The organism is Streptomyces sp. NPDC036815 (assembly GCF_055609205.1).
Genome location: NZ_JBVJPW010000001.1, coordinates 846,125 through 866,616 on the forward strand (window position 1 = coordinate 846,125; position 20,492 = coordinate 866,616).

General features: G+C 68.2%; 22 protein-coding genes. 13 read left to right on the forward strand and 9 right to left on the reverse strand.

Annotated elements, in window-relative coordinates:
• Positions 1–86: 86 nt before the first annotated feature.
• From ACZ69I_RS03725 to ACZ69I_RS03735, 3 genes are all read left to right on the forward strand, one after another.
• A complete protein-coding gene (locus tag ACZ69I_RS03725; RefSeq protein WP_470830652.1) occupies positions 87–1,157 on the forward strand; it encodes a FecCD family ABC transporter permease in 1,071 nt (356 codons plus the stop codon).
• Positions 1,158–1,236: 79 nt separating this feature from the next.
• Entirely contained in the window at positions 1,237–2,046 is an 810-nt protein-coding gene (locus ACZ69I_RS03730) for an ABC transporter ATP-binding protein (protein ID WP_470830653.1), read from the forward strand.
• Between the two features lie 181 nt (positions 2,047–2,227).
• A complete protein-coding gene (locus ACZ69I_RS03735) occupies positions 2,228–3,007 on the forward strand; it encodes a metallophosphoesterase (RefSeq protein WP_470830374.1) in 780 nt (259 codons plus the stop codon).
• A gap of 9 nt (positions 3,008–3,016) precedes the next feature.
• Here the strand turns inward: ACZ69I_RS03735 and ACZ69I_RS03740 are convergent, their stop codons facing one another.
• Together ACZ69I_RS03740 and ACZ69I_RS03745 are read right to left on the reverse strand one after the other, a co-directional pair.
• Positions 3,017–3,682, reverse strand: coding sequence for a YceI family protein (locus ACZ69I_RS03740; protein WP_470830375.1), 666 nt, complete (start codon positions 3,680–3,682; stop codon positions 3,017–3,019).
• Between the two features lie 297 nt (positions 3,683–3,979).
• Positions 3,980–5,224, reverse strand: coding sequence for a helix-turn-helix domain-containing protein (locus ACZ69I_RS03745; RefSeq protein ID WP_470830376.1), 1,245 nt, complete (start codon positions 5,222–5,224; stop codon positions 3,980–3,982).
• A gap of 413 nt (positions 5,225–5,637) precedes the next feature.
• On the opposite strand from ACZ69I_RS03745, the gene ACZ69I_RS03750 reads away from it, so the two are divergent.
• Both ACZ69I_RS03750 and ACZ69I_RS03755 read left to right on the forward strand, forming a co-directional pair.
• Entirely contained in the window at positions 5,638–5,829 is a 192-nt protein-coding gene (locus ACZ69I_RS03750) for a hypothetical protein (RefSeq protein WP_470830377.1), read from the forward strand.
• Positions 5,826–6,023 (forward strand): hypothetical protein, encoded by a 198-nt coding sequence (locus tag ACZ69I_RS03755; RefSeq protein WP_470830378.1) that lies wholly within the window; start codon positions 5,826–5,828, stop codon positions 6,021–6,023. The genes ACZ69I_RS03750 and ACZ69I_RS03755 overlap by 4 nt, the downstream gene beginning before the upstream one ends.
• 18 nt (positions 6,024–6,041) lie before the next feature.
• Here ACZ69I_RS03755 and ACZ69I_RS03760 read toward each other — a convergent pair whose 3' ends face one another.
• Together ACZ69I_RS03760 and ACZ69I_RS03765 are read right to left on the reverse strand one after the other, a co-directional pair.
• On the reverse strand, positions 6,042–6,374 hold the full coding sequence (locus ACZ69I_RS03760; RefSeq protein ID WP_470830379.1) for an Imm53 family immunity protein: 333 nt from the start codon (positions 6,372–6,374) through the stop codon (positions 6,042–6,044).
• An 852-nt stretch (positions 6,375–7,226) separates the two neighbouring features.
• Positions 7,227–8,093 carry a hypothetical protein gene (locus tag ACZ69I_RS03765; protein WP_470830380.1) on the reverse strand — a complete coding sequence of 289 codons (867 nt, stop codon included), beginning with the start codon at positions 8,091–8,093 and terminating at the stop codon, positions 7,227–7,229.
• Positions 8,094–8,609: 516 nt separating this feature from the next.
• On the opposite strand from ACZ69I_RS03765, the gene ACZ69I_RS03770 reads away from it, so the two are divergent.
• The 4 genes from ACZ69I_RS03770 to ACZ69I_RS03785 all read left to right on the forward strand — a co-directional run bounded on the left by ACZ69I_RS03770 (position 8,610) and on the right by ACZ69I_RS03785 (position 12,161).
• Complete coding sequence (locus ACZ69I_RS03770; RefSeq protein WP_470830381.1) at positions 8,610–10,475, forward strand: hypothetical protein; 1,866 nt, start codon at positions 8,610–8,612, stop codon at positions 10,473–10,475.
• Positions 10,476–10,788: 313 nt separating this feature from the next.
• Positions 10,789–11,223: a hypothetical protein gene (locus ACZ69I_RS03775; protein WP_470830382.1), complete on the forward strand. Its 435-nt coding sequence runs from the start codon at positions 10,789–10,791 to the stop codon at positions 11,221–11,223.
• 46 nt (positions 11,224–11,269) lie between these two features.
• The gene (locus tag ACZ69I_RS03780; protein WP_470830383.1) at positions 11,270–11,653 is read left to right on the forward strand and encodes a hypothetical protein; all 384 of its coding nucleotides are present in this window, start codon (positions 11,270–11,272) and stop codon (positions 11,651–11,653) included.
• A 385-nt stretch (positions 11,654–12,038) separates the two neighbouring features.
• Positions 12,039–12,161 carry a hypothetical protein gene (locus tag ACZ69I_RS03785; protein WP_470830384.1) on the forward strand — a complete coding sequence of 41 codons (123 nt, stop codon included), beginning with the start codon at positions 12,039–12,041 and terminating at the stop codon, positions 12,159–12,161.
• 515 nt (positions 12,162–12,676) lie between these two features.
• Here the strand turns inward: ACZ69I_RS03785 and glnA are convergent.
• Complete coding sequence (glnA, locus tag ACZ69I_RS03790) at positions 12,677–14,086, reverse strand: type I glutamate--ammonia ligase (RefSeq protein ID WP_467670741.1); 1,410 nt, start codon at positions 14,084–14,086, stop codon at positions 12,677–12,679.
• 248 nt (positions 14,087–14,334) lie between these two features.
• On the opposite strand from glnA, the gene ACZ69I_RS03795 reads away from it, so the two are divergent.
• Positions 14,335–14,802, forward strand: a complete 468-nt coding sequence (locus tag ACZ69I_RS03795) for an RDD family protein (protein ID WP_467668391.1) — start codon at positions 14,335–14,337, stop codon at positions 14,800–14,802.
• A 127-nt stretch (positions 14,803–14,929) separates the two neighbouring features.
• Here ACZ69I_RS03795 and ACZ69I_RS03800 read toward each other — a convergent pair whose 3' ends face one another.
• Complete coding sequence (locus ACZ69I_RS03800) at positions 14,930–15,661, reverse strand: ANTAR domain-containing protein (protein WP_467668389.1); 732 nt, start codon at positions 15,659–15,661, stop codon at positions 14,930–14,932.
• Between the two features lie 298 nt (positions 15,662–15,959).
• Here ACZ69I_RS03800 and ACZ69I_RS03805 point away from each other — a divergent pair, with 298 nt between their 5' ends.
• From ACZ69I_RS03805 to ACZ69I_RS03815, 3 genes are all read left to right on the forward strand, one after another.
• Positions 15,960–16,682, forward strand: a complete 723-nt coding sequence (locus tag ACZ69I_RS03805; RefSeq protein WP_467668387.1) for an ANTAR domain-containing protein — start codon at positions 15,960–15,962, stop codon at positions 16,680–16,682.
• Positions 16,683–16,697: 15 nt separating this feature from the next.
• Positions 16,698–17,426: an ANTAR domain-containing protein gene (locus ACZ69I_RS03810; RefSeq protein ID WP_467668385.1), complete on the forward strand. Its 729-nt coding sequence runs from the start codon at positions 16,698–16,700 to the stop codon at positions 17,424–17,426.
• Positions 17,427–17,493: 67 nt separating this feature from the next.
• Complete coding sequence (locus ACZ69I_RS03815; RefSeq protein WP_470830385.1) at positions 17,494–18,183, forward strand: GAF and ANTAR domain-containing protein; 690 nt, start codon at positions 17,494–17,496, stop codon at positions 18,181–18,183.
• 298 nt (positions 18,184–18,481) lie between these two features.
• Here the strand turns inward: ACZ69I_RS03815 and ACZ69I_RS03820 are convergent, their stop codons facing one another.
• From ACZ69I_RS03820 to ACZ69I_RS03830, 3 genes are all read right to left on the reverse strand, one after another.
• Positions 18,482–19,228: a hypothetical protein gene (locus tag ACZ69I_RS03820; RefSeq protein WP_470830654.1), complete on the reverse strand. Its 747-nt coding sequence runs from the start codon at positions 19,226–19,228 to the stop codon at positions 18,482–18,484.
• A gap of 133 nt (positions 19,229–19,361) precedes the next feature.
• Positions 19,362–20,069 (reverse strand): DUF4191 domain-containing protein, encoded by a 708-nt coding sequence (locus tag ACZ69I_RS03825; protein WP_467668379.1) that lies wholly within the window; start codon positions 20,067–20,069, stop codon positions 19,362–19,364.
• 30 nt (positions 20,070–20,099) lie between these two features.
• Positions 20,100–20,303 (reverse strand): SCO2195 family GlnR-regulated protein, encoded by a 204-nt coding sequence (locus ACZ69I_RS03830; RefSeq protein ID WP_389712863.1) that lies wholly within the window; start codon positions 20,301–20,303, stop codon positions 20,100–20,102.
• Positions 20,304–20,492 lie beyond the last annotated feature (189 nt).

Genomic DNA, 20,492 nt, shown 5'->3' on the forward strand with positions numbered 1-20,492 from the left:
GGGCACGGGGCACGCAGGACGGGGCGCAGGACGGGGCACGGGGCACGGAGGAGGTGGCGCCCGGCACGCGGGACGTGGCACGGGGCATGCGGGACGTGGCACCCGGTGCCGTACACCCGCCCGCCCCGCCGCACGGCCTGCGGACAGGGCTGCGCCTGGGCCTGCTCTGGTCGCTGGGCGTCGTCGCGCTCCTCCTCTCCGTGTCCGTGGCCGTCACCATCGGCCCCGCGGACATCTCCGTGCCCGACGTGTGGTCGACCGTCGCCGCCCACCTCGGCTGGGGCGAGACCCCGCTCACCCCGATCAGGGACGGCATCGTCTGGAACCTGCGGATGCCCCGCACCCTGCTCGCCGCGGTGTGCGGCGCGGGCCTCGCGGTCTGCGGGGCGGTCATGCAGTCCCTGCTCCGCAACCCCCTCGCGGACCCCTTCGTGCTCGGGGTGTCGTCCGGGGCGTCCACGGGCGCGGTCGCGGTCGTCGTCCTCGGGGTCGGCGGGGGAGCGGTGTCGGTCTCGGCGGGCGCCTTCGCCGGGGCGGTCTGCTCCTTCGCCCTGGTGCTGCTCCTGAGCCACACGCTGGGCGGCACCACGGACCGGGTCGTCCTGTCCGGCGTCGCGGCCATGCAGCTCTTCTCCGCGCTGACCTCGTTCGTGGTGCTCACCGCGGGCGACGCCGAGACCACGCGTGGCGTGCTGTTCTGGCTCCTCGGCTCGCTCAGCGGGATCGGCTGGACGGACGTGTGGCTGTGCGCCGGAGTGCTCGCGGTGACCCTGCTCGTCTGCCTCACCCACGCCCGTACGCTCGACGCGTTCGCGTTCGGCCAGGAGGCGGCCGCGACCCTGGGCGTCCGGGTGGCCCGCACCCGGCTCGTCCTGCTCTGCACGACGGCACTGCTGACCGCGGCCCTGGTCAGCTCGGCGGGCGCCATCGGCTTCGTCGGCCTGGTCCTGCCGCACGCGGCCCGAGCGTTCGTCGGCTCCGGGCACGCCCGGCTGCTCCCGGTCACGGCGCTGGCCGGGGCGGTCTTCCTGGTCTGGGTGGACACGCTGGCCCGCACGGCCCTGGACCCGCAGGAGGTCCCGGTCGGCGTGGTGACGTCGCTCATCGGCGTACCGGCGTTCGTGGCGGTCCTCTACCGGACGCGGAGGGTGTCATGACGTACGGGGAGGGTGCCGTGACGTACGGGAGGGCGTCATGACGTACGAGGACGGTGTCATGACGTACGAGGACGGTGTCATGACCCACGACCTGCTCCCCGCGGACGCGGCGGGGCTGCGCGCCGACCGCGTCAGCCGGGAGGCGGGCGGCCGCCTCGTTGTCGACGGGGTCAGCCTCGCCCCGCCCACCGGAGCCACCGTCGGACTCCTCGGCCCCAACGGATCCGGCAAGTCCACGCTCCTGCGCATCCTCGCGGGCGTCCTCGCCCCGGCCGCGGGGGTCGTCACCCTGGACGGCCGCTCGCTGACCGACACGGGCCGCCGGGCGGTGGCGCGCCGGATCGCCGTGGTCGAGCAACACGCTTCGACGCAGGTCGAGTTGACCGTACGGGACGTCGTACGACTCGGTCGTATCCCGCACCGTCGGGCCTGGTCGGCCCCCACGTCCCACGACGAGCGGGCGGTACGCGACGCGCTGGCGCGCACCGGACTCACCGCACGCGCCGCCCAGGCCTGGCACACCCTCTCCGGAGGCGAGCGCCAGCGCGTCCAGATCGCCCGCGCGCTCGCCCAGGAACCCCGCGAACTCCTCCTCGACGAGCCGACCAACCACCTGGACATCCAGCACCAGTTGGACCTCCTTTCCCTGGTGGCGGAGCTCCCGGTGACCAGCGTGATCGCGCTGCACGACCTCAACCTGGCGGCGATGTTCTGCGACCACCTGCTCGTCCTGCGGGAGGGCACGGCGTACGCGGCGGGGACCCCGGCCGAGGTGATCACCGAGGAGCTGATCGCCGAGGTCTACGGGGTGCGGGCGGTGGTGACGCCGGGGGAGGAGGACGGCGGCCCACCGGGCGGCCGTCCTTCGGTGCGGTTCCTGCGGGGCTGAGGGCCTGTGGACCAGGCCAGACGCATGGAAATGGCCCTTAACGAGGGCCTGTCGGCCGCTTAGGTTCGCGGGAAGGGGTCTACGGAGGCCCCGCGAGGACCGCAAGGACCGCGAGGACCGCGAGGAACGAGGAACCACAGGGATGCCCGCACCATCAGCAAGGCCAAGTGATGTGAGCGCTGTGAGTGCTGTGATCGCCCAGGTGAGCGACGTCCACATCGACACCGGCGCGGACGACGGCGGACGCAGCGCCGCCCGCACCCGGGCCGTCATGGACTACCTGAACGACCTCCCGTACGACCTGGACGCCGTCATCGTCACCGGCGACATCGCCGACCACGCGACCCCGTCCGAGTACGAGGCCGCCCGCACGCTCCTCACGTCCCGGCACCCGCTGCTGACCTGCCCCGGCAACCACGACGAGCGCGCCGCGTTCCGCGCGCACCTGCTGGGCGAGGCCCCGAGCACGGAGCCGGTCAACCACTCCCTCACCACGGACCGCTTCGTCCTGGCCCTGTGCGACACGTCGGTCCCCGGCGAGGACCACGGCAGGCTGGCGGACGAGACGCTGGCCTGGCTGTCCGCCCTGCTCGCCGGCACCCCGCCCACGCGCCCGGTCCTGATCGCCTTCCACCACCCACCGGTCCCGCTGCACACGCCGTACGTGGACGGCATCCGCCAGTTCGACGAGGACCGCCTGGCCGACCTGACGGCACGGCACCCGAACGTCGCGGCGTTTCTGGCGGGCCACGCCCACACGCCCGCGGCGACGACGTTCGCGGGCCGCCCCCTGCTGGTGGCCCCCGGCGTCGTCTCCACGCTCCGCCTCCCCTGGGAACCCCAGGCGTCCCCGTCCCACCACGTCCACCGCGACCTGCCCCCGGCCGTCGCCTTCCACGTCCTGGACAGCACGGGCCGCCTGACCACGCACTTCCGCCCGGTCCCGGTCCCGGCCGCCTGAGCGCTCCGGCTACCGGGAGGCCGCGTCCGTGGCCCGGATCGCGGATATGTCGAACTGCAACCGAACCTTCTCGCTGACCATCGTGCCGCCCGCCGCGAGGCGCTGGTTGTAGACGAGCCCCCACTCGGTGCGGTCGATGGTGGTGGTGCCGTCGAAGCCGACGCGCTCGAAACCGAAGGGGTCCACGACCGAGCCCAGATAGTCGAGTTGCAGCTCCACGGGCCGAGTGACGTCGCGGATGGTCAGATCCCCCGCCATCCGGAAACTCTCCCCGCCCTCGTGCACGGTGGCGGTACTGCGAAAGGTCATCTCCGGATAGCGGCGCGCGTCGAAGAAGTCGGTACCGACGAGATGCGCGTCGCGCTGCTCGACGCCGGTGTCGACGCTGCCGATCCGGATGACGAGCTCGGCCCGCGACTCCGAGGGCCGGTCACCGTCGAAGTACAGCGTGCTGTCGTAATCGGTGAACGCACCCCGGACGGTCGTGACCATGGCGTGCCGCACGGAGAACCCGATGCGGCTGTGCGGACGGTCGATGGTCCACTGCCCGCCGAGCGCGCGCAGCGCCGGATCGAGCCCGGCATCACCGCCCCCGGCCTGCCGGTCGAGCGTCCCGAGCCCACCACCGGACGTCGGCCCGGCGCTGGCGTTCTGGCGACGGCTGAAGATGCCCATGGGGCCGTACCTGCTTTCGGACGTTCAGAGATGATCACTCCATGCCGTCAAGACGGTCGCAGACACCCCTCAGCGAGATGGGCGGCCTCGTCCGTCTTCCATGGCGCCGACGACAAAGATGCACAGGATCGACATGATGTGAATGCACGGTGAGCCGACCCGACGTGACACAAGGTCACGGTCCCGGCATGGCTCCCACTTACGTCCCTGCCGACGGTCTTGTCGTTCACGGCCTCCATCGCGCCGATGGCTTCGAGCGCGGCTTTTCAGGCACCGTGTGCACACGCTGGGTGTGATCTATGCAAGCAGCAGGCGCCCGTGATCGTCGAGCACGGCCCACACCTCGGGTACGTCTTCGAAGTCCTGGAGTCGTCGGAGGACGACCCGCGCGCGCTCTGCCGTGCGGTCGCTCGCAAGGTCGCCGGACACCTCGATGACGGCCCGCGCCTGCGTGGCTGCCGCTTCAGGTTCCCCACCGTCGGCGAGAGCTATCGCAAGCCAGCTCCGGTACAACGCCACCTCTCGCACGTGCGTCGCGTCGTACCGAGCGAGCACGGACGTGAGCAGGGGTACCGCCCGCAGCGGTCGGCGCAGCTCGGTGAGTGCGCGGGCGTCCATGGCCTCAAGCTCTTCCCGGGAGACCCAGTAGCTCCACAGGGGCGCCTCGCAGCCGTCGCCACCTGACAGGGCGTCATGTGCTTCCCCGAGGGCTCGCATCGCCTGTTGCGCCTCGCCTGCCTTGGCGTGAGCCCACGCGACGCGGTCGAAGAAGAGCGCTCGCGTCTTCGGGGGGGCGCCAGGGCCGGCCTCTTCCAGGGCTGCGCGAGCCAGGCCGAGCCCCTCGCGCTCGCGGCCCGTGTTGGCGTGCTGGTACGCGAGCGACCCGGCGACATGGCCGACCAGGGTGAGATCACCCGACTGACGCGCGGCCGTGATCCCGAGTTCGTACGCATGCTGGGCGTCTTCGTGGCGTCCGGCGTCGCTCAGGACCCACCCGGCGATCTGAGCGAGCTCGCCGATCTGGACGAGTAGGCGGCGCCCGGTGTCGTCGTCGTAAGAAGCTTCGCGGTGAAGCCGTACGGCGGACCGCAGTTCGCGCACCGCGGGCTCTGCTAGATCGCCCCCGGACAGAACATCGTCGGCGAGCCGCAGGCCGTGCACGCGGCCCGCGAGGCTCTGTACGTCCGTCATGCCGATGCGGCGCCCGGTGCGTGCTGCGAGAGGCGCTAAGGGGTCGCACGAGGGCAGGAGTTCCGCGAGCGTCGCTGCGGGTCCGGGAGGAGACGCCAGGGTGTCACCGCGGGCGTACGCGGCGGCGCCTTCGAGGTCTTCGAAGGGTGTGCCGAGGGCCTGAGCGAGGAACGGTAGCCACGCCTCGGGCAGGCGCTCGCCGCGCTCCCATCGGGAGACCTCGTTGCGGGTGACCGACTGGACGCCGGAGAGGGCGCAGAGGTCTGCCGCGAGCTGCCGCTGCGATCGGCCGGTGCGCCGTCTCAGCCGTGCGAGGTACGCGCCGAACCACCGCTTCCGCTCGCTGCTCATGCTGGCCCCCTCTCGCTCACATTCTGGCCCCCTCCTGGCCCCTCGTCAGGCTCCTTTGCAGGGTCGGCACCGGGAGTTCGATGGAACGAAGACCCCGGCGACCGCGCGGAACGGCCCGGGGAATGGCCGACTGGTAAGGAGCCGACGCCGTGAACGATAACCACACGGCAGCCCCGGACGGAACGGCGCCCGAGAGCACGGGGAAACCCGCCATCGGGTACCTGGTCGTCGACACCGCACGGCAGCTCCTGGGGCGGGTCATGGGGAACGAAGGGCTGTACGTCCAGCTGCGGCCCCCCGGCGGGCGGACGCGAGTGGGATGTCAACCCGGAGTTCGTGCGGCCCGCCCGGGAGGACGAAATCCTACGCGCCGGTGTGGCGGAGGTCAGCCCGGCGACCGAGAGGAGGACGCCATGATCACGGACGCGCACGTGCCGCCGGACCCCCAGACGCTGAGTAATCTCCAGCTGACGGAACAGGCGTGCGCGTTGTGCGGCGCCCGCCTGTTCCGGGACCGCCTGCTGGGCCAGGTCACCTATCGCGACAGGCTGGGCAGGAAGCAGTCCGCGGAGCTGTGGGCGTGTGCGCCTGCGTGCTCGTCATGAGAAGGGACTGCCGCGAGTGCGGCGAGGACACCGACGAGCCGACGGCCTTCGGCCTGGAACAGGCAGGGGCCGCGGGTGGCCGCGTCGTGTACATGCGCCCGGTCTGCCGCTTCGTCCTCGGGATCGTGCCACTGTCGGAACACCCCGCGGGCAGTGATGGACGCGTCCGGTACGTGGAGGATGCACCCGCCTAGTGCTCTGACCGCATGCGTTCACCGGTTTGGGTGTCTCCGGCCCTGCACCCGCTCAGGAGGCGGTTGTTGTTGCCCAGGTTCGGAACAGGGTGAGGGCCTCGGTGAGGTTTCCGGGACCGCACGCGGCGTGGAAGGTCTCCAGGTGCGGACCCAGTCCTGCGTGCCGCGGTTGACCTCCTGGAGGCTGTAGTCGCGTCCTTCCAGGTCCGTCTGCTCCAAATCGATCTCGATGGTCCAGCCGGGATTGTCGAGCGTGGCAATCTTCACGCCCCACTCGTGCTCCCAGTCGCCGTCGCACTGCTGCGCGTACCAGTTCTGCAGCCAGTTGAGAACGGGCTCCGAATCGCTCATGGCAGGAGATGCTGGGCGAGTCGCGCGCCGGGTTCGGGCGTGACTGGTCCGTCCTGCAGGGGCGAAGCGATGGCGGAACCGGTGCGAGTACGCAGACTGACCGACCAGGAGGGACAACGTCTGCAGCAGATCGTGCGCCGGGGCAGCCGCCCGGTCAAACCAGGGCCGGCCCTTCACCTGCTGGTCGATCCGCAGACTCGCCGCCTACCTGACACTGCGGCACTACTACGCGTCGGTGCTGTTGTACGCCGGGCGGGGGCGTCAAGGCTCTCGATTGCTTTGATCATCAAGGGTTGCAAGCCCTCATGCTCGCCGACTCCTCGTCAGGGGCGATCGGAAGATTCGAGAAAGGCGATCAAGGAACCTAGGACGTCCACATAGAAGCCGACGGCCCAGAGGCGGCCCAGGCGAGCAGAAACCCGCTCTGACCTGCGGCGTTCTTAGATGTCGAAGTACAGCTAGACGAACGCTCTGACCTGGTTAGCTACCTCCCGGTCGGACGCGCCGGTGCACAACGGGTGCACGTGATGGAGTCAGGCGGAGTCGCTGCGCCCCCTGCGGTTTCGGAGTGGCGGTTGGTGAGGCTTCCTGGTGGTGCGCAGCTTCCGTGCGTCTGCCCGGGTGGTGCGGCGGCGGTGCTCCAGGATGACAATCCACCATTCCAGTCGATCACTGGACTTATCTGGAATGAGTAGCCGAAGGGCCCGGAGGCAGAAGTAGATGAGGCTCGTGAACGCGACGACCAGGCAGGCTGCCCACCAGGGCAGGCCGGTGTCCACGGCTTCAAGGATCTCGATCACGGCGTGAGTGCTTCCTGTCGGCGGCGCAGAGAGATCGGTGGCATGCGGTCGATCAGGCGCGTCGCGAGAGAAGGCGGAGCGAAGCGTTTCCGAGCGTGATGGTGAGATGGTCGGGAGTCGACACGGTCTTGCTTCCGGGAATGCCGATGACAGGGTCTGTCATCGACGCCGCCAGGTCGTCCGGATAGGGGTATGAGTCCCATTCCAGTTCCCAGCTGTCACCGGCCCCATGGAGCTTCCGGTTTTCGCCGAAACTTCGATCCCTGTCGATCCATCCTCGGCGCCGCAGGGGGTCGTAGAACCAGTTGCCGATTGCCCACCTGCGGTGAGGGTCCCGTGCTGAGATGCGGCAGAAGACGCCAGCCAGCAGACACTGTGCATGCGCCGTCATCAGAGGAACGCTGGCCAGCTGCTCGCGTTCGTAGGGAGCGAGCGGAGCGTCCAGGGAGAGGAAGTCGACGTAGGATTCGCTTCGGGCGCCGGCAGGCTTCCCCGACTGGTTATTCGTGACCACGAACTGCGCGTCCGTGGGCAGGTGCCGCATGACGTAGGTGCCGTATCCGCGATGCTCCTCAACTCGCAGCCCCGGCAAACCATCTGTCCTGTCAGGTTCTGGGAGCAGGTAGTCGACCACGTTGTGCGGAACGTCAGTGATGAGTACCAAGCGGTTGAATCGTGGGGACGCCGTGATGGTGTATGCGGAGAGGGCAGACATGTGCCATCCCGCGGGAGTGCTGTAGTCGTACCCGCGGTTCAGCAAACCGAGCGCGAGCAGCGCACGTAGCTCTCTTTGTCCTGGGACACAGACGTCCAGTCCCATGGAGTGGTCGCGGGCGATGCCTGCTTTGGCTGCAGCGAACTTCTCGCCGGTGTACAGCGAACGAGTGCGGGCCGCCAAGTTTCGTTGGCTTTCGGGCATGCTTCACCTCACCGCTGCCCGGTCAGCGCATCAGGGGCCACATACCTAGTGAAACCGTAGGCCGTCTATCGCGTCGCGGAGTAGGTGCTCCACACCCTGCTCAGCTTCCGTGAGTACCGGGCTCACATACTTCTGCTGGCGACCGGGCCTCCGCGGACCGGTATTTGGGCGGAGCGTACACGACATCTATCCAGCTGCGCGTTGAGTTGCAGAAAAGCCTTGGCTTGAACGCTTGGCTCGAATGGGTCTGGTGCACAACAGCACACCATGCACCAGCTGGGGGCTGCAGGCTGGAGGGCCTCATCCGGCAGCGGGCCGCCTGTCAGGAGATCGACGCAGAAGTGGGTGCTGCCTGTTGAGTCGCGCTCCAGCCCGCAGCTGCTGGCCAGGGGGCATCACAGTCCATGCTCTGCACGCAACGGGGCAGGGTTGTGATCCGAGCGATTGGACTCAGGACGCGCTTGTGCGGATGCCGTGCCGTCGACGCGTTACCCGCCGTATGTCAATGCTGTGAGAGTGCTTGCCCGCGACGGCGAGGCAGACCCCCACGACAGCTTCCTCATTCCACGGAAGGTGTCAGAGGTCGCTCGTAAGCTCTGGAACATGGGGAGCACTGGAATCACTGAAGCCGATGTCGACAAGGCGATGGCCGTCGTCGAGAGCAGTAGACAGTCACTTCGGCGGGATGATCCCGCCGTCCAAGCACTCGCCGCAGCAGTATCCGTGCGGCGTCGCTTACAGGAAGTGGGGGCGGTCACGGACGACGAACTACTGGGGGCGCATGACCACCTGCACGCAAGGATGCCGTACCGGCACGGCGGCTACCTGGAGATACTGGCCGAAGCGCTACTGGCCCGCGGGATAGTACCCTCGCCCGGCGACTACGACGGCGACTGGTGGCTGTGGTGGCCCAAGAAGGGTTATGGGCCGTGTCGTGACTGCCGACAGCCTCGCTCATTGACGCGCTACTCCGCCAAGTGGGGCAAGCCATACAGATACTTGTGCGCACGCTGCCGCAAGCAGGAATTGGCAGACGATACTGCCTTTCTCAACAGCGTCACCGGTGTCACCCCAGAGGAAGGCGAGTCCGCCGAATCGCTCTTCGCAAGGCGTACGGCAGCTCTCATAAGCCAGTTGGGCAGCCAGGCGGAAGCAGCACCTGAGAAGCAAGCGGTTCGCCCGAGTACTGAACAGTGGAGCGAGTACGTAGACCGGCTCATCGAAGTGCTCAGCTCGCTCGACTGGGCTGGCTGGGAGGTCCCGGACGAATACGATTCGGACTGGGACGCCGAAACCGGCCCGATGCTCTTCGGCACGCTGTGGCGTACCGGCGCCGGGCTAGACGTCGAGTACTACCCACATGAAGGCCGGCTCCGGCTTCTTCCCTACGAAGACGTATGCGGCGACTTCCCGGAGTCTTTTGCCGCACTCGATGAAGAGGTCGAAATCGCGATCTCCCGCGAAGGCGACGAGGCCGTTACGGCACTCCAACATCGAGCCGGCGCGCTGGGATTACTCGATGCAACCCGCGTCCGTGTGGTGGAAGGGGCTGATCCGGAGACCGCGGAGGCGTTCGAAGCTGAGTCGCTCCGGTCTCTCTTCAGCCCGGCAGCTTCGTACCGGAAGATCCCCGTTGCCGACATTGTCAAGGAAGCTCTACAGCACCCCGATCTCAGCACCTATCTGCGCTGGGTTGTCGGTATGGCAGGCTGCGACGTGCTCCCGGATCCGGTCCCCGATGCGGCGGCTTTGGGTATCGCGGCCTGGTGCTGGCGCAATGAAACTGCTGTGGAGAATCACCATCTTCCCTCGGACGTAATGATGGCTCGAGTGAACATCGCGGTGACTCGCGCGGTGCTGCCTCACGTCTGTCGGTACGAAGGAATCGACTGGGAGGGGGTCGAGCAGTCACTGACTGATACTGACTGGGAACTGCCAAACGGCCGTACTGTTTCCTCCCTGTTCGGCGACGGATGGCCTGAGGTGCAGTCGACGGTGCGTGAGCAGATCCGGAAGTGGCAACGACTCGACAGCGAGCTTCTTGGCCCGGATACCACTTTGAGGCTGATGACGATCGGGGGCTCGACAAGCTACACGCGTCATTGGTGGGGACAAGGGCGGTGGCGCGCGATCTGCGAAGAGATTGTCCGAGATGCTGTCCAAGCTGGGTTCACGCTGCCACAGCCGTACGACTGCCGCGGCCCTGGTGCCTTGATCGACGGCCTGGAAGATCCTGACATGCAGTCCGACGCAGTGCTGAACTGGCTTATCGACATGCCCGAAGCCTCCGTTTCAGGGCCTCACGGATTGCGCCACCATCCAGCTACCCAACCGCTCGTGCGTGAATACGATCCGTGGTGGGCAACGCCGGACGGAAACTGACTCCGCGATCATCGGCAGATCAGCGCCCCTAAGTAAAACGGGTGTCTACCTCCAGCAGGACCTGCTGGAGGTAGACACCCGGGGAGCCTTCGGCCGACAACCTGCCGAGTTCGAGCTCTACTTTGTAGAGGTCGAAGTAGAGCTCGAAGGGTGTTGTGACCTGTGCAGATGCGGTGTAGTGGGCGGGGGTGGTGCACATTCGGTGCACATGCCCGTTCCGCGGGCAGTGACCTAAGTGAGGCGACGAGCTAGAGCGACGGTTGCCAGGGGGGATGTCTCCATCGTCAGGGGCGAGCTTGCCTGTCGAGCAGAGATGAGGCGCTACGTCGCGGAAATTGATGTTCTGTCGGGTCGTGTCTTCCATCCGCCGCGCCGAGCTACTTCGGCGATCGACTCCAACGGCTTGCCCTTCGTGGACATCCCAGATCTGCGGGTCGGCTATATGGAGCCTGGAGCGGTGGCATGGGAGGTGCCTGATCCAGTCGACCGTCAGATGGCGACTGTCCTGCAGGTCTTGCCTTTGGACTGCCCTGAACCGAAGGATGCACCTAAGGCTGAGGCGCTCTGGATTGCCGGCCAGCTCGTCGCAAGCGCATCGCGGACCGGGCGCTTGTCGCGGGATTACGTGCTCCAGTGGTTGGCCGAGTCCGCGGACAACGAGCAACGGCAGGAAATATTTCGCCGAATCATGGATCCTGCTGTTCGATTCTATGTCCCGGTCCTCGGAACCTCCTGTCAGGGATGGTGATTTCAGATCGCTCGCCGTCTCATTTGGGTGACAAGCGGCACGCAGGATGAAGGACGGCTTCTTGAGTTGCTATTGGACAAGTCGCCACCAGCCGACGAGCGGTGTCCTGTTCCTCGACAATCCGATCGGCCGGGCCAACGCGGACTATCTGCACGCCCTTCAATGCAAGGTCGCCGAGGCATTGGGCGTGCAACTCATCTACACCACAGGGCTGTCCTACGACGGCACGCTGAAACGCTTCCCACTTGTTCTGAGGTTGCGCAACGACGCCGATCTCCGGGCGGGACGCAAGTATCTGACCGTGACCGACCGGATTCAGGAGACGCTCGATGCGTTGCCTGAGTCGGACGGCACGGGCAACGTGACCACCACCAGGATCTTCAAGCGAGTGACGGAGGATGGGCGCACCCGTGAAGCACAGGCAGAGTGAGTTCATCCGGTACCTGAGAACCGGTGCCACCGAGGCGGGTTGGAAAGGCGAACGCAGGACTCGCGTCGTGCTTGACGACATCTGGACTGCATTCCGAAGGGTGAACAACCGCAATCCGGACGGCGAGTTCGAACCCCTGCTTATGGCGAGGCTGTTGGATGAACTTGAAGAGCAGGGCCTGATCGAACAGATGAAACAACGCACTCGGGACAAAGTGTCCCTGCCGCTCAGGATCTGGCTGTGCGCCACCGCACCCCCGCGACCCCCGCACCGCCCATGCCGCACTGGCACCCCGATCTCTACCAGCTCGCCAGGGAGTGGCCGACGGCCACCCTGAAGCAGCGCTCCGCGTACGTGGCCGTCAACCAATGCTCTGGTCCGGTGGATGCCTGCGGCGCACCGGGCGAAGTCGATCGGCCTCCTCGTCGTCGGTCAGCGCCTGGCACAGGAGTGGGTCGGCTACCGATACCTGACCCGCAACACCGCTTGGCACGCCGACCTAGTTTGAGGAGCTGGGGAACTGGTCGTAACACAAGAGGAAGCGCCGGCGCGAGAGCAGAAGGCGGAGGCGACGCAGCGTCGCATCGAGGAGATACAGAGGCGGCTCAAGTCAGGTCCTGACCGAGTGTGCTGGTTCGGCATTGCGTGGGCGATGCGTGAGCGGACGTAGCCCCACACCTCGCTACACCATGGACCGAGCCGTCCCACAGTGCCTTCCTGAGTTGGGGTTTCCGGACAGCGGATCAGACCCCGCGATCATCCAGTCCAAGATCGCGGGGTCTTTAATCCAGTGGTGACTGCGTCGCGGTACCTCACAAGACAGCGAGGGTTGCGTCCTCCAGATCTGGAGGACGCAACCCTCGCTGCTAACTCTGACGTCGAGTCAGGAGGCTGGCCGACCGGTGCACACCCAGTGCACAGCAGTCTGGAAAACGAGTGGTAGCGCTGAGAAACGCTGAGCAGCGTTTCCGCAGGTCACCTCACGATTCCCGGCCTCCGGTCGAGGTCACCCGACCCCGCGGCTTAGATGTCGAAGTAAAGCTCGAACTCGTGCGGGTGCGGACGCAGTTGGATCGGGGCGATCTCGTTCGTGCGCTTGTAGTCGATCCACGTCTCGATCAGGTCGGACGTGAAGACGCCGCCCGCCTGCAGGTACTCGTTGTCCGCCTCGAGGGCGTCGAGGACCGCGGGGAGGGAGGTCGGGACCTGGGCGACGCCCGCGTGCTCCTCGGGGGCCAGCTCGTAGAGGTCCTTGTCGATCGGCTCCGGGGGCTCGATCTTGTTCTTGACGCCGTCCAGGCCGGCCATCAAAAGCGCCGAGAACGCCAGGTACGGGTTCGAGGACGGGTCCGGCGCGCGGAACTCGACGCGCTTGGCCTTCGGGTTCGAGCCCGTGATCGGGATGCGCATGGCGGCCGAGCGGTTGCGCTGGGAGTAGACCATGTTGACCGGGGCCTCGAAGCCGGGGACCAGGCGGTGGTACGAGTTGACCGTCGGGTTGGTGAAGGCGAGCAGCGACGGGGCGTGCTTGAGGATGCCGCCGATGTAGTAGCGGGCGACGTCCGAGAGGCCCGCGTAGCCCTGCTCGTCGTAGAAGAGCGGGTTGCCGCCGGACCACAGCGACTGGTGGACGTGCATGCCCGAGCCGTTGTCGCCGAAGATCGGCTTCGGCATGAAGGTCGCGGTCTTCTCGTTGCGCCACGCGACGTTCTTCACGATGTACTTGAAGAGCATCAGGTCGTCGGCCGCGGCGAGCAGCGTGTTGAACTTGTAGTTGATCTCGGCCTGGCCGGCCGTGCCCACCTCGTGGTGCTGACGCTCGACCTGCAGGCCGTTCTTGTCCAGTTCGAGGGAGATCTCGGCGCGGAGGTCCGCGAAGTGGTCCACCGGCGGGGCCGGGAAGTAGCCGCCTTTGTAGCGGACCTTGTAGCCGCGGTTGTTCTCGACCGCACCGGTGTTCCAGGCGCCGGCCTCGGAGTCGATGTGGTAGAAGCTCTCGTTCGCCGACGTCTGGAAGCGGACGTTGTCGAAGACGTAGAACTCCGCCTCGGGACCGAAGTACGCGGTGTCCGCGATGCCGGTGGACGCGAGGTAGGCCTCGGCCTTCTTCGCGATGTTGCGCGGGTCACGGCTGTACTGCTCGCCCGTGATCGGGTCGTGGATGAAGAAGTTGATGTTGACAGTCTTGTCGCGGCGGAACGGGTCGACCCGGGCCGTCGACAGGTCCGCGCGCAGCGCCATGTCGGACTCGTGGATGGCCTGGAAACCGCGGATCGACGAACCGTCGAAGGCCAGCTCCTCGTCCGGGTCGAACGCCGCCGCCGGAATCGTGAAGTGCTGCATGACACCGGGCAGGTCGCAGAAGCGGACGTCGATGAACTTGACGTCCTCGTCCGCGATGTACTTCTTCGCGTCGTCGGCGTTCTGGAACAACATCCAACTCCTCCTACTCCCGCCCGGGGCTGGACGGGGTTGCAGCTCGTGGTGCGGCCAGTGCGGTGGCACACGCTGGGACCCGACCATAGGGACGGGGCATTTCTCAAGCGTGACCCATTTGTTTCACCGAAGTTAACCGACGCGGCCGCGCGACGGGGCTCACCGTGGTGGTCCTGAGCTCCGTTCCGGGCCGTCCGGCACCCCCGGCCGCCCCTGCGGGAGAAGGGGCGCAGTACCTTTGACGGGTGGACAAGAGGCAAGCAATCGGATCGTGGCTGTCCGGCCCGCGCGCGGCCGCAGAGGACGCCGGCGTCGACTTCGGGTACCGGGGCCAGCAGCTCGGCCTGCCCGAGGAAGGGCCGGGAGCGATCGCCCGCCCCGGCCGCCGCATCGGCGCCCTCGCCGTCGACTGGGCCCTGTGCATGCTCATCGCATACGGCCTGTTCGCCGGCGGTGACCAGCAGGCGATGGGCAACTGGGCCCTCGGGATCTTCTTCGTCGTGAGCGTGCTGACCGTCGGCACGGTCGGCTGCACCCCGGGCAAGGCCCTCTTCCGCCTGCGCGTCATAGCGGAGGGCGGCGGCCGGCTCGGCGCGGGCTGGGTCCTGGTCCGCAGCATCCTGCTGTGCCTCGTCATCCCGGCCCTGATCTGGGACCGCGACGGCCGCGGCCTGCACGACCGCCTCTCCCGCGCGATTCAGGTACGGATCTAGTCAGCGCGGCTCGGGTACGGATCGAGTCGGCGCGGCTCAGCTACGGGTCCAGACGGCGCCCATCCCTCCCGGCTTTGGTCGGGAGGGTCTTTTCATGCCCGGGCGGGGGCGCGGGGCGGGAGGGTGGTCAGTGGCGGCCCGGGGCAGGCAGATCGGGCAGGGTCAGACCCTCGTGCACGACGGCCTGGGCGAGGTCGGTCAGGCTGATGTCGTGGGTGTGGGCATGAGCGCGCAGCAGCGCCAGCGCCTGGTCGGCGGTGACGGAGTGCCGATAGCTGATCCTGCCGATGGCCTGGTGGATCACCGCGTCGGACGGCGGGAACCAGGCGTCGGCGGTGTCGTCCCCGGCAGGGGCCAGCGCGGTCAGCAGGAGCAGGTCGGCGGCGTGGGCATGGATGTGGGCGGTGTCCCGCTGCACGTCGGAGAGCGGGCCGGGCCGGTCGCGGTAAACGGTCAGGACGAGCCCGGCCCGGCTGGTGCTGGGGGGCCCGTGCAGGACCGGGAAGGCGAAGACGGACCGGATGCCGCAGGCGAGGGCACGCTCGGCGTAGACGGGCCACTCGCGGATGGTGTCGGTGTGATGGAGGTCGGCGGCGAGGACGGGCATGTGCTGACCCAGGGCCTGGACGCAGGGGCCTTCCCCGAGGCTGACCTGGAGGTACTCGCCCGGGGTGGCCAGCGGTCCGGCGGTGGCCAGGGACACCCGCTGGGCCTGTGCGGCGTTCACGGCCAGCGTCAGCCCGGCGGAGCAGGACCGGTCGAGTGCGGTGCGGCACGCCGCGACGAGGCTGCGGGCCGGGGCCGGTTCGTACAGGTGGCGAGCTGCGAGGACGACGGCTTCGGCCGGGGAAACCGTCACGGCTGGCTCGCTGCGGACGGGGGGCTCCATGCCCTGTATGAACGCATAAGGTGACCCGATCTGTGGGCGTTCACCGATGCCGCCCGGGCGGGTCTGGGCCAGGTGTCGGCAGGACAACCCGAAGCAGCGTGCCTCCGAGCGGCCTGGCCCTTCGAGCTTACGCCCGTCGCGCGCCCCGGGAGCGGATGACTCGCTGAATTCCCTTGCTGCCGTCCGCGGCGGTGACAGTGGTGCTGTCGATGAGGGGCGCACTAGGCTGGGCACGCTGTGGGCCGGAACGGTACGGGAGGTGACGGGCATGGCATCCAAGGGTGACTTGGCTGCTGTGCTGGGGGACCTGCGCGCCTCGTCCGGTGGCAGGGAGTTGATCGGCGTTGACGCGGCGCGGTGTGCGCGGGTGCTCGGCGTCGACGGCGTCGCCGTCTCGGTGCCGATCACCGGCGACCTGGGAGAGATGGTGTGGTCGACCCCCGGGACGAGTGCCCGGCTGGAGGATCTGCAGTACACCCTCGGCCAGGGCCCGGGTCTGGAGGCGGCCGCGACGAGTGTGCCGGTGGCCGAGCCCGACCTGGCGCAGGTCGCGTGCGACCGGTGGCCTGTCCTGCTGCCGGAGACCATCGGACTGGGCGTGGGGGCGGTGTTCAGTTTTCCGCTGCTGCTCGGCGGTGCCTGCCTGGGCACGTTGACCCTGCAGCGTGCGGTGCCCGGCCCGCTGACGGAGACGCAGTGGACCAATGCGTGGCTGGTGGCGGGGGTGCTGACCGCCGTACTGGCGGACGGCGCGCAGCAGTGGGCCGCTTCCGATGCCAAGGGGGACTCGGTGTTGTACCGGGCGAGGGTGCACCAGGCCGCCGGGATGATCAGTGTGCAGGCGAAGACCACTCTGGCCCAGGCGCTGGTGCGGCTGCGCGCCTACGCCTTCGCCTGCGGCCGGCCGTTGGTGGAGGTCGCCGAGGACGTGGTGGCCCGGCGGGTGCACTTCCGCAAGGATCAAGACGGGCCGGGCGTGTCCGACCGGTGAAGGGATGAAAGAGTCATGACTCGTGAGGAACGCCTGCTGGCGGCCGTCCTCGATGCCGTCGACACGCTGGTCGACGACTTCGATTTGATCGATCTCCTGCACACGCTGTGCGCCCGCTGCGCCGATCTGCTCGACGTGTCGGCGGTGGGCGTCATGCTCGCCGACCCGGGCGGCCGGCTGCAGCTGATCGCCGCCTCGGACGAGCACGCCCGGCTGCTGGAACTCTTCGCGCTCCAGTACGAGGAGGGGCCCTGCGTGGAGTGTCACCGCGACGGCGTCGCCCGGCTCAACGTCGACCTCGGCTCGCCCGCACAGACCGACAGCTTCCCGCGGTTCACCGAGCAGGCCCACCAGGCTGGTTTCGCCGTGACCCATGCGCTGCCGATGCGCCTGCGCGAGCGGTCCGTCGGCGCGATGAACCTCTTCCACACGCGTCGGCAAGACCTGTCCAGCGCCGACGCGCGCGTGGCCCAGGCGCTGGCGGACGTGGCGACCATCGCGATCCTGCAGCACCGCACCATCGCCCACGGCAACCAGGAAAGGTCCCAGCTGCAGGCCGCCCTGTCCAGCCGCATCGTCATCGAACAGGCCAAGGGCATCCTCACGGAACGCTGGAACACCAGTCTCGATGCCGCATTCGACGCGCTGCGCCGGCACGCCCGCAGGAACCATCTGCGGCTCTCCGAAGTGAGCCGCCAGGTGGTCACCGGAGAGATCGACACCAGCGAGATTCCACCGCCCTGACCGGCAAGTCACCGGGCCGCACCAGCCCTGGTGCGGCAGCCACATCCCCGACCCGTTGGGATGCCCCATGCATGACGACGACCACAGTGCCGCCTGGCGCCGCATCACCACCACCGCCAACGGCGATGTCACCCTGAGCGCGGCCTGCCAGGCGGCCGCCGCGGACGTCCACGCCGACTGCCTGGGCATCACCCTGGTCGTCGCGGATGACCTGCGCATGCTGGGTTACGCCAGCGACGACCGCGCCAAACGCATGGAGGACGCCCAGCTCATCTCCGGAGAAGGCCCCTGCACCGACGCCTACGCCAAGGGTGCAGCCGTCGAAGAAGCCGATCTGCACCACGCCTTCGAACGGTGGCCCGTGTTCACCCAGGCCGCGGCCGACCAGCACATGCGCAGCGTCACCGCGTTCCCCCTGGCCGTCGGCGCGCTGCGGTTCGGCGCCGTCGACTTCTACCGCACCGCACCCGGCGCCCTCACCCCCCGGCACCGAGCCCGCGCCCACGTCTACGCCCGCATCCTGGCCCTGCTCACCCTCGACGAGCACCCCCACCTGCTGACCGCCGAAGTCCGCCACGCCCGGCCCGGCCCGCAGGGCTACCCGGCCAGCGTCCACGTGGCCGCCGGCATCCTCGCCGAGAAGGACAGCCTCAGCACCGACGACGCCCTGGCCCGCCTGCGGGCCCACGCCTTCCGCCACAATCAGCCCCTGCTGCAGACCGCCGACCACGTCCTGACGAACCACACCCTCGACTGAGAGCCTGTCTTTGAACCCCCGCCTGCGCCCCGACGCCCGGCACGCACTCCCCCAAGCTCTCGGCTGCGCTCGAGCAGGGGGGACCCCCATGGCGCACGGAGTCCAAGGACAGGTGGCTCCGCCACATGACCTCGGACTCCGCACACCGATCGCACGCACCGACCGCCGCTGCGCCCGCGCTCCGCGCGGACGACGGGGGTTCAAAGACAGGCTCTGACAGACATGTGAGCGGTGGGCGGTGCTGACGGCCCGTATCGGCTCACGTCGGCGTGGCTTTGACCGACGCGCGGTGAACGACTCAGGAGCAGGAGCGAAGAGCTTCGTCCCAGGCGCCAGGACTGCGGTAGTGGTTCTTGTGCCCCGCGGCGAGCACGTGGCGCAGTTCGGCGAGGTGCTGGGTGTCTGCCGGGAGGTCCAGCCGACCGAGGAGGCTCAGTGCGGCAGCTGGCTCCAGGTCTCCGTAGACGTCATGGAAACTCGCCAAAAGGCCGCGGAAGACGGCCGGGTGCAGAGGAGGAAGCCGCAGGGCGGTGCGGTACGTCAGCTCCTTCACCGTCCAGCGCACCGGTCCCGAACACTCCAGAACCCGACGGGCCCGGCGCAGCGAGGCCTCCGACGGGTCGGCCACCACCCGGTCGACATCGTTCCCGAGAACCTCGGCGAAGGCCGTCGCGGACGTGGTGCTGTCCTCGAACCAGTCCACCCACAGCGAGTAGGTGACGGTTTCGGCATCCCGGTCCGCCTCGAGGCGTTGGCGGTAGCCGTCCCACAGCACGTCGGCCGGCAGGGGGCCGTCCGGGTCCTCGTTCGCGAACCGGATCTCGCACGTGACCCAGTACTCGTCGAGGAGGTCCAGCAGCCCGAAGGCCAACCGCACCTGGTCGGCTGCATCCAGGTCTTCGGTGAACACATCACCGGCCCAGGAGTGCGCCACCTGGCCGGCGGTCAGCGACGTGTACGGCTTCTCCTCGCTCACCCACCCGTCGCGCACCTGGACGACGCCCTGATCAGCCAGCCATCGCCGCGCCGCTTCCTCGGCTTGCATCTCCACTCGGCAAGTATGGCAAGCCTCGCAAGATCCGAACGAAAGGGCTGCCTGCCCCATCGCGGGCGTCCCACTGACGCGTCCTCACCTCTCCCGCTCATGCATCAGACGGGAGAGGTGAGGCCGGAACTCGTCAACGCGAGGACTTGGGCGGGCGAGCGCCCTTCACGCCCTTCGGCATGGGCCCCTTCGGCAGCGGCATGTTGGACATGAGGTCGCCCATCGCCCGCAACCGGTCGTTCGTCGCGGTGACCTGCGGGCCCGTGAGGACGCGCGGGAGCTTCAGGAGCGTCGTGCGCAGCTTCTTCAGGGAGACCGTGTCGTCGGTGGTGCCGACGATGACGTCGTGCACCGGGACGTCCGCCACGATGCGCGCCATCTTCCGCTTCTCGGCGGCCAGCAGGCCCTTCACGCGGTTCGGGTTGCCCTCGGCGACCAGCACGATGCCTGCCTTGCCGACGGTGCGGTGCACCACGTCCTGGCTGCGGTTCATCGCGACCGCGGGGGTCGTCGTCCAGCCGCGGCCGACCTTGTCGAGCACCGCGGCCGCCGCACCGGGCTGGCCTTCCATCTGCCCGAAGGCGGCGCGCTCGGCCCTGCGTCCAAAGACGATCGCCATCGCGAGGAAGGCGAGCAGGAAACCGAGAATGCCCAGGTAGATCGGGTGGCCGATCAAGAAGCCGATCGCGAGGAAGACACCAAAGGTGACGATTCCCACAGCCGCGATGATCAGGCCGATTTTGGAGTCGGCCCGCCGGGTCATCTTGTAGGTCAGAGCGATCTGCTTGAGTCGCCCTGGCTCCGCGGCCGCATCCGCCGCGGTGGATTCCTTCCTCGCCATGCCGTGAAGTCTACGTGGCTCCGCGGGCGGCTACGACGTGCGGGTGGTCACGGCCTCTTCGAGCACGCGCAGGGCGTCGACCCGGTCCTTGGCGCGGCGCCGGTCTTCCAGTACGGAAGTCCAGGCGTTGCGCCGCGCGGTGCGCTGGCCGCCGCTCATCAGCAGCGACTCGACGGCGCGCAGGGCTTCGGAGACGGACGGGATCGCGGTGGCGCGAACGGGCGCGGCCTGCATGATGGGGCCCTCCTGGGGAGCGGCTCGGGTGGGGGGAGCGGCTATGGGTAAGGCTGTACGTGCGGTAGTACCAGAGTCACTGACTGGTGTTACCAGGGCGTGTCCGGGCGGTCAAACACCGATGAAACCCTGACGCCGGGCCCCAAAACGCTGACGCGGCCCGTACACCCCCGTCACCTGCGGGATCGT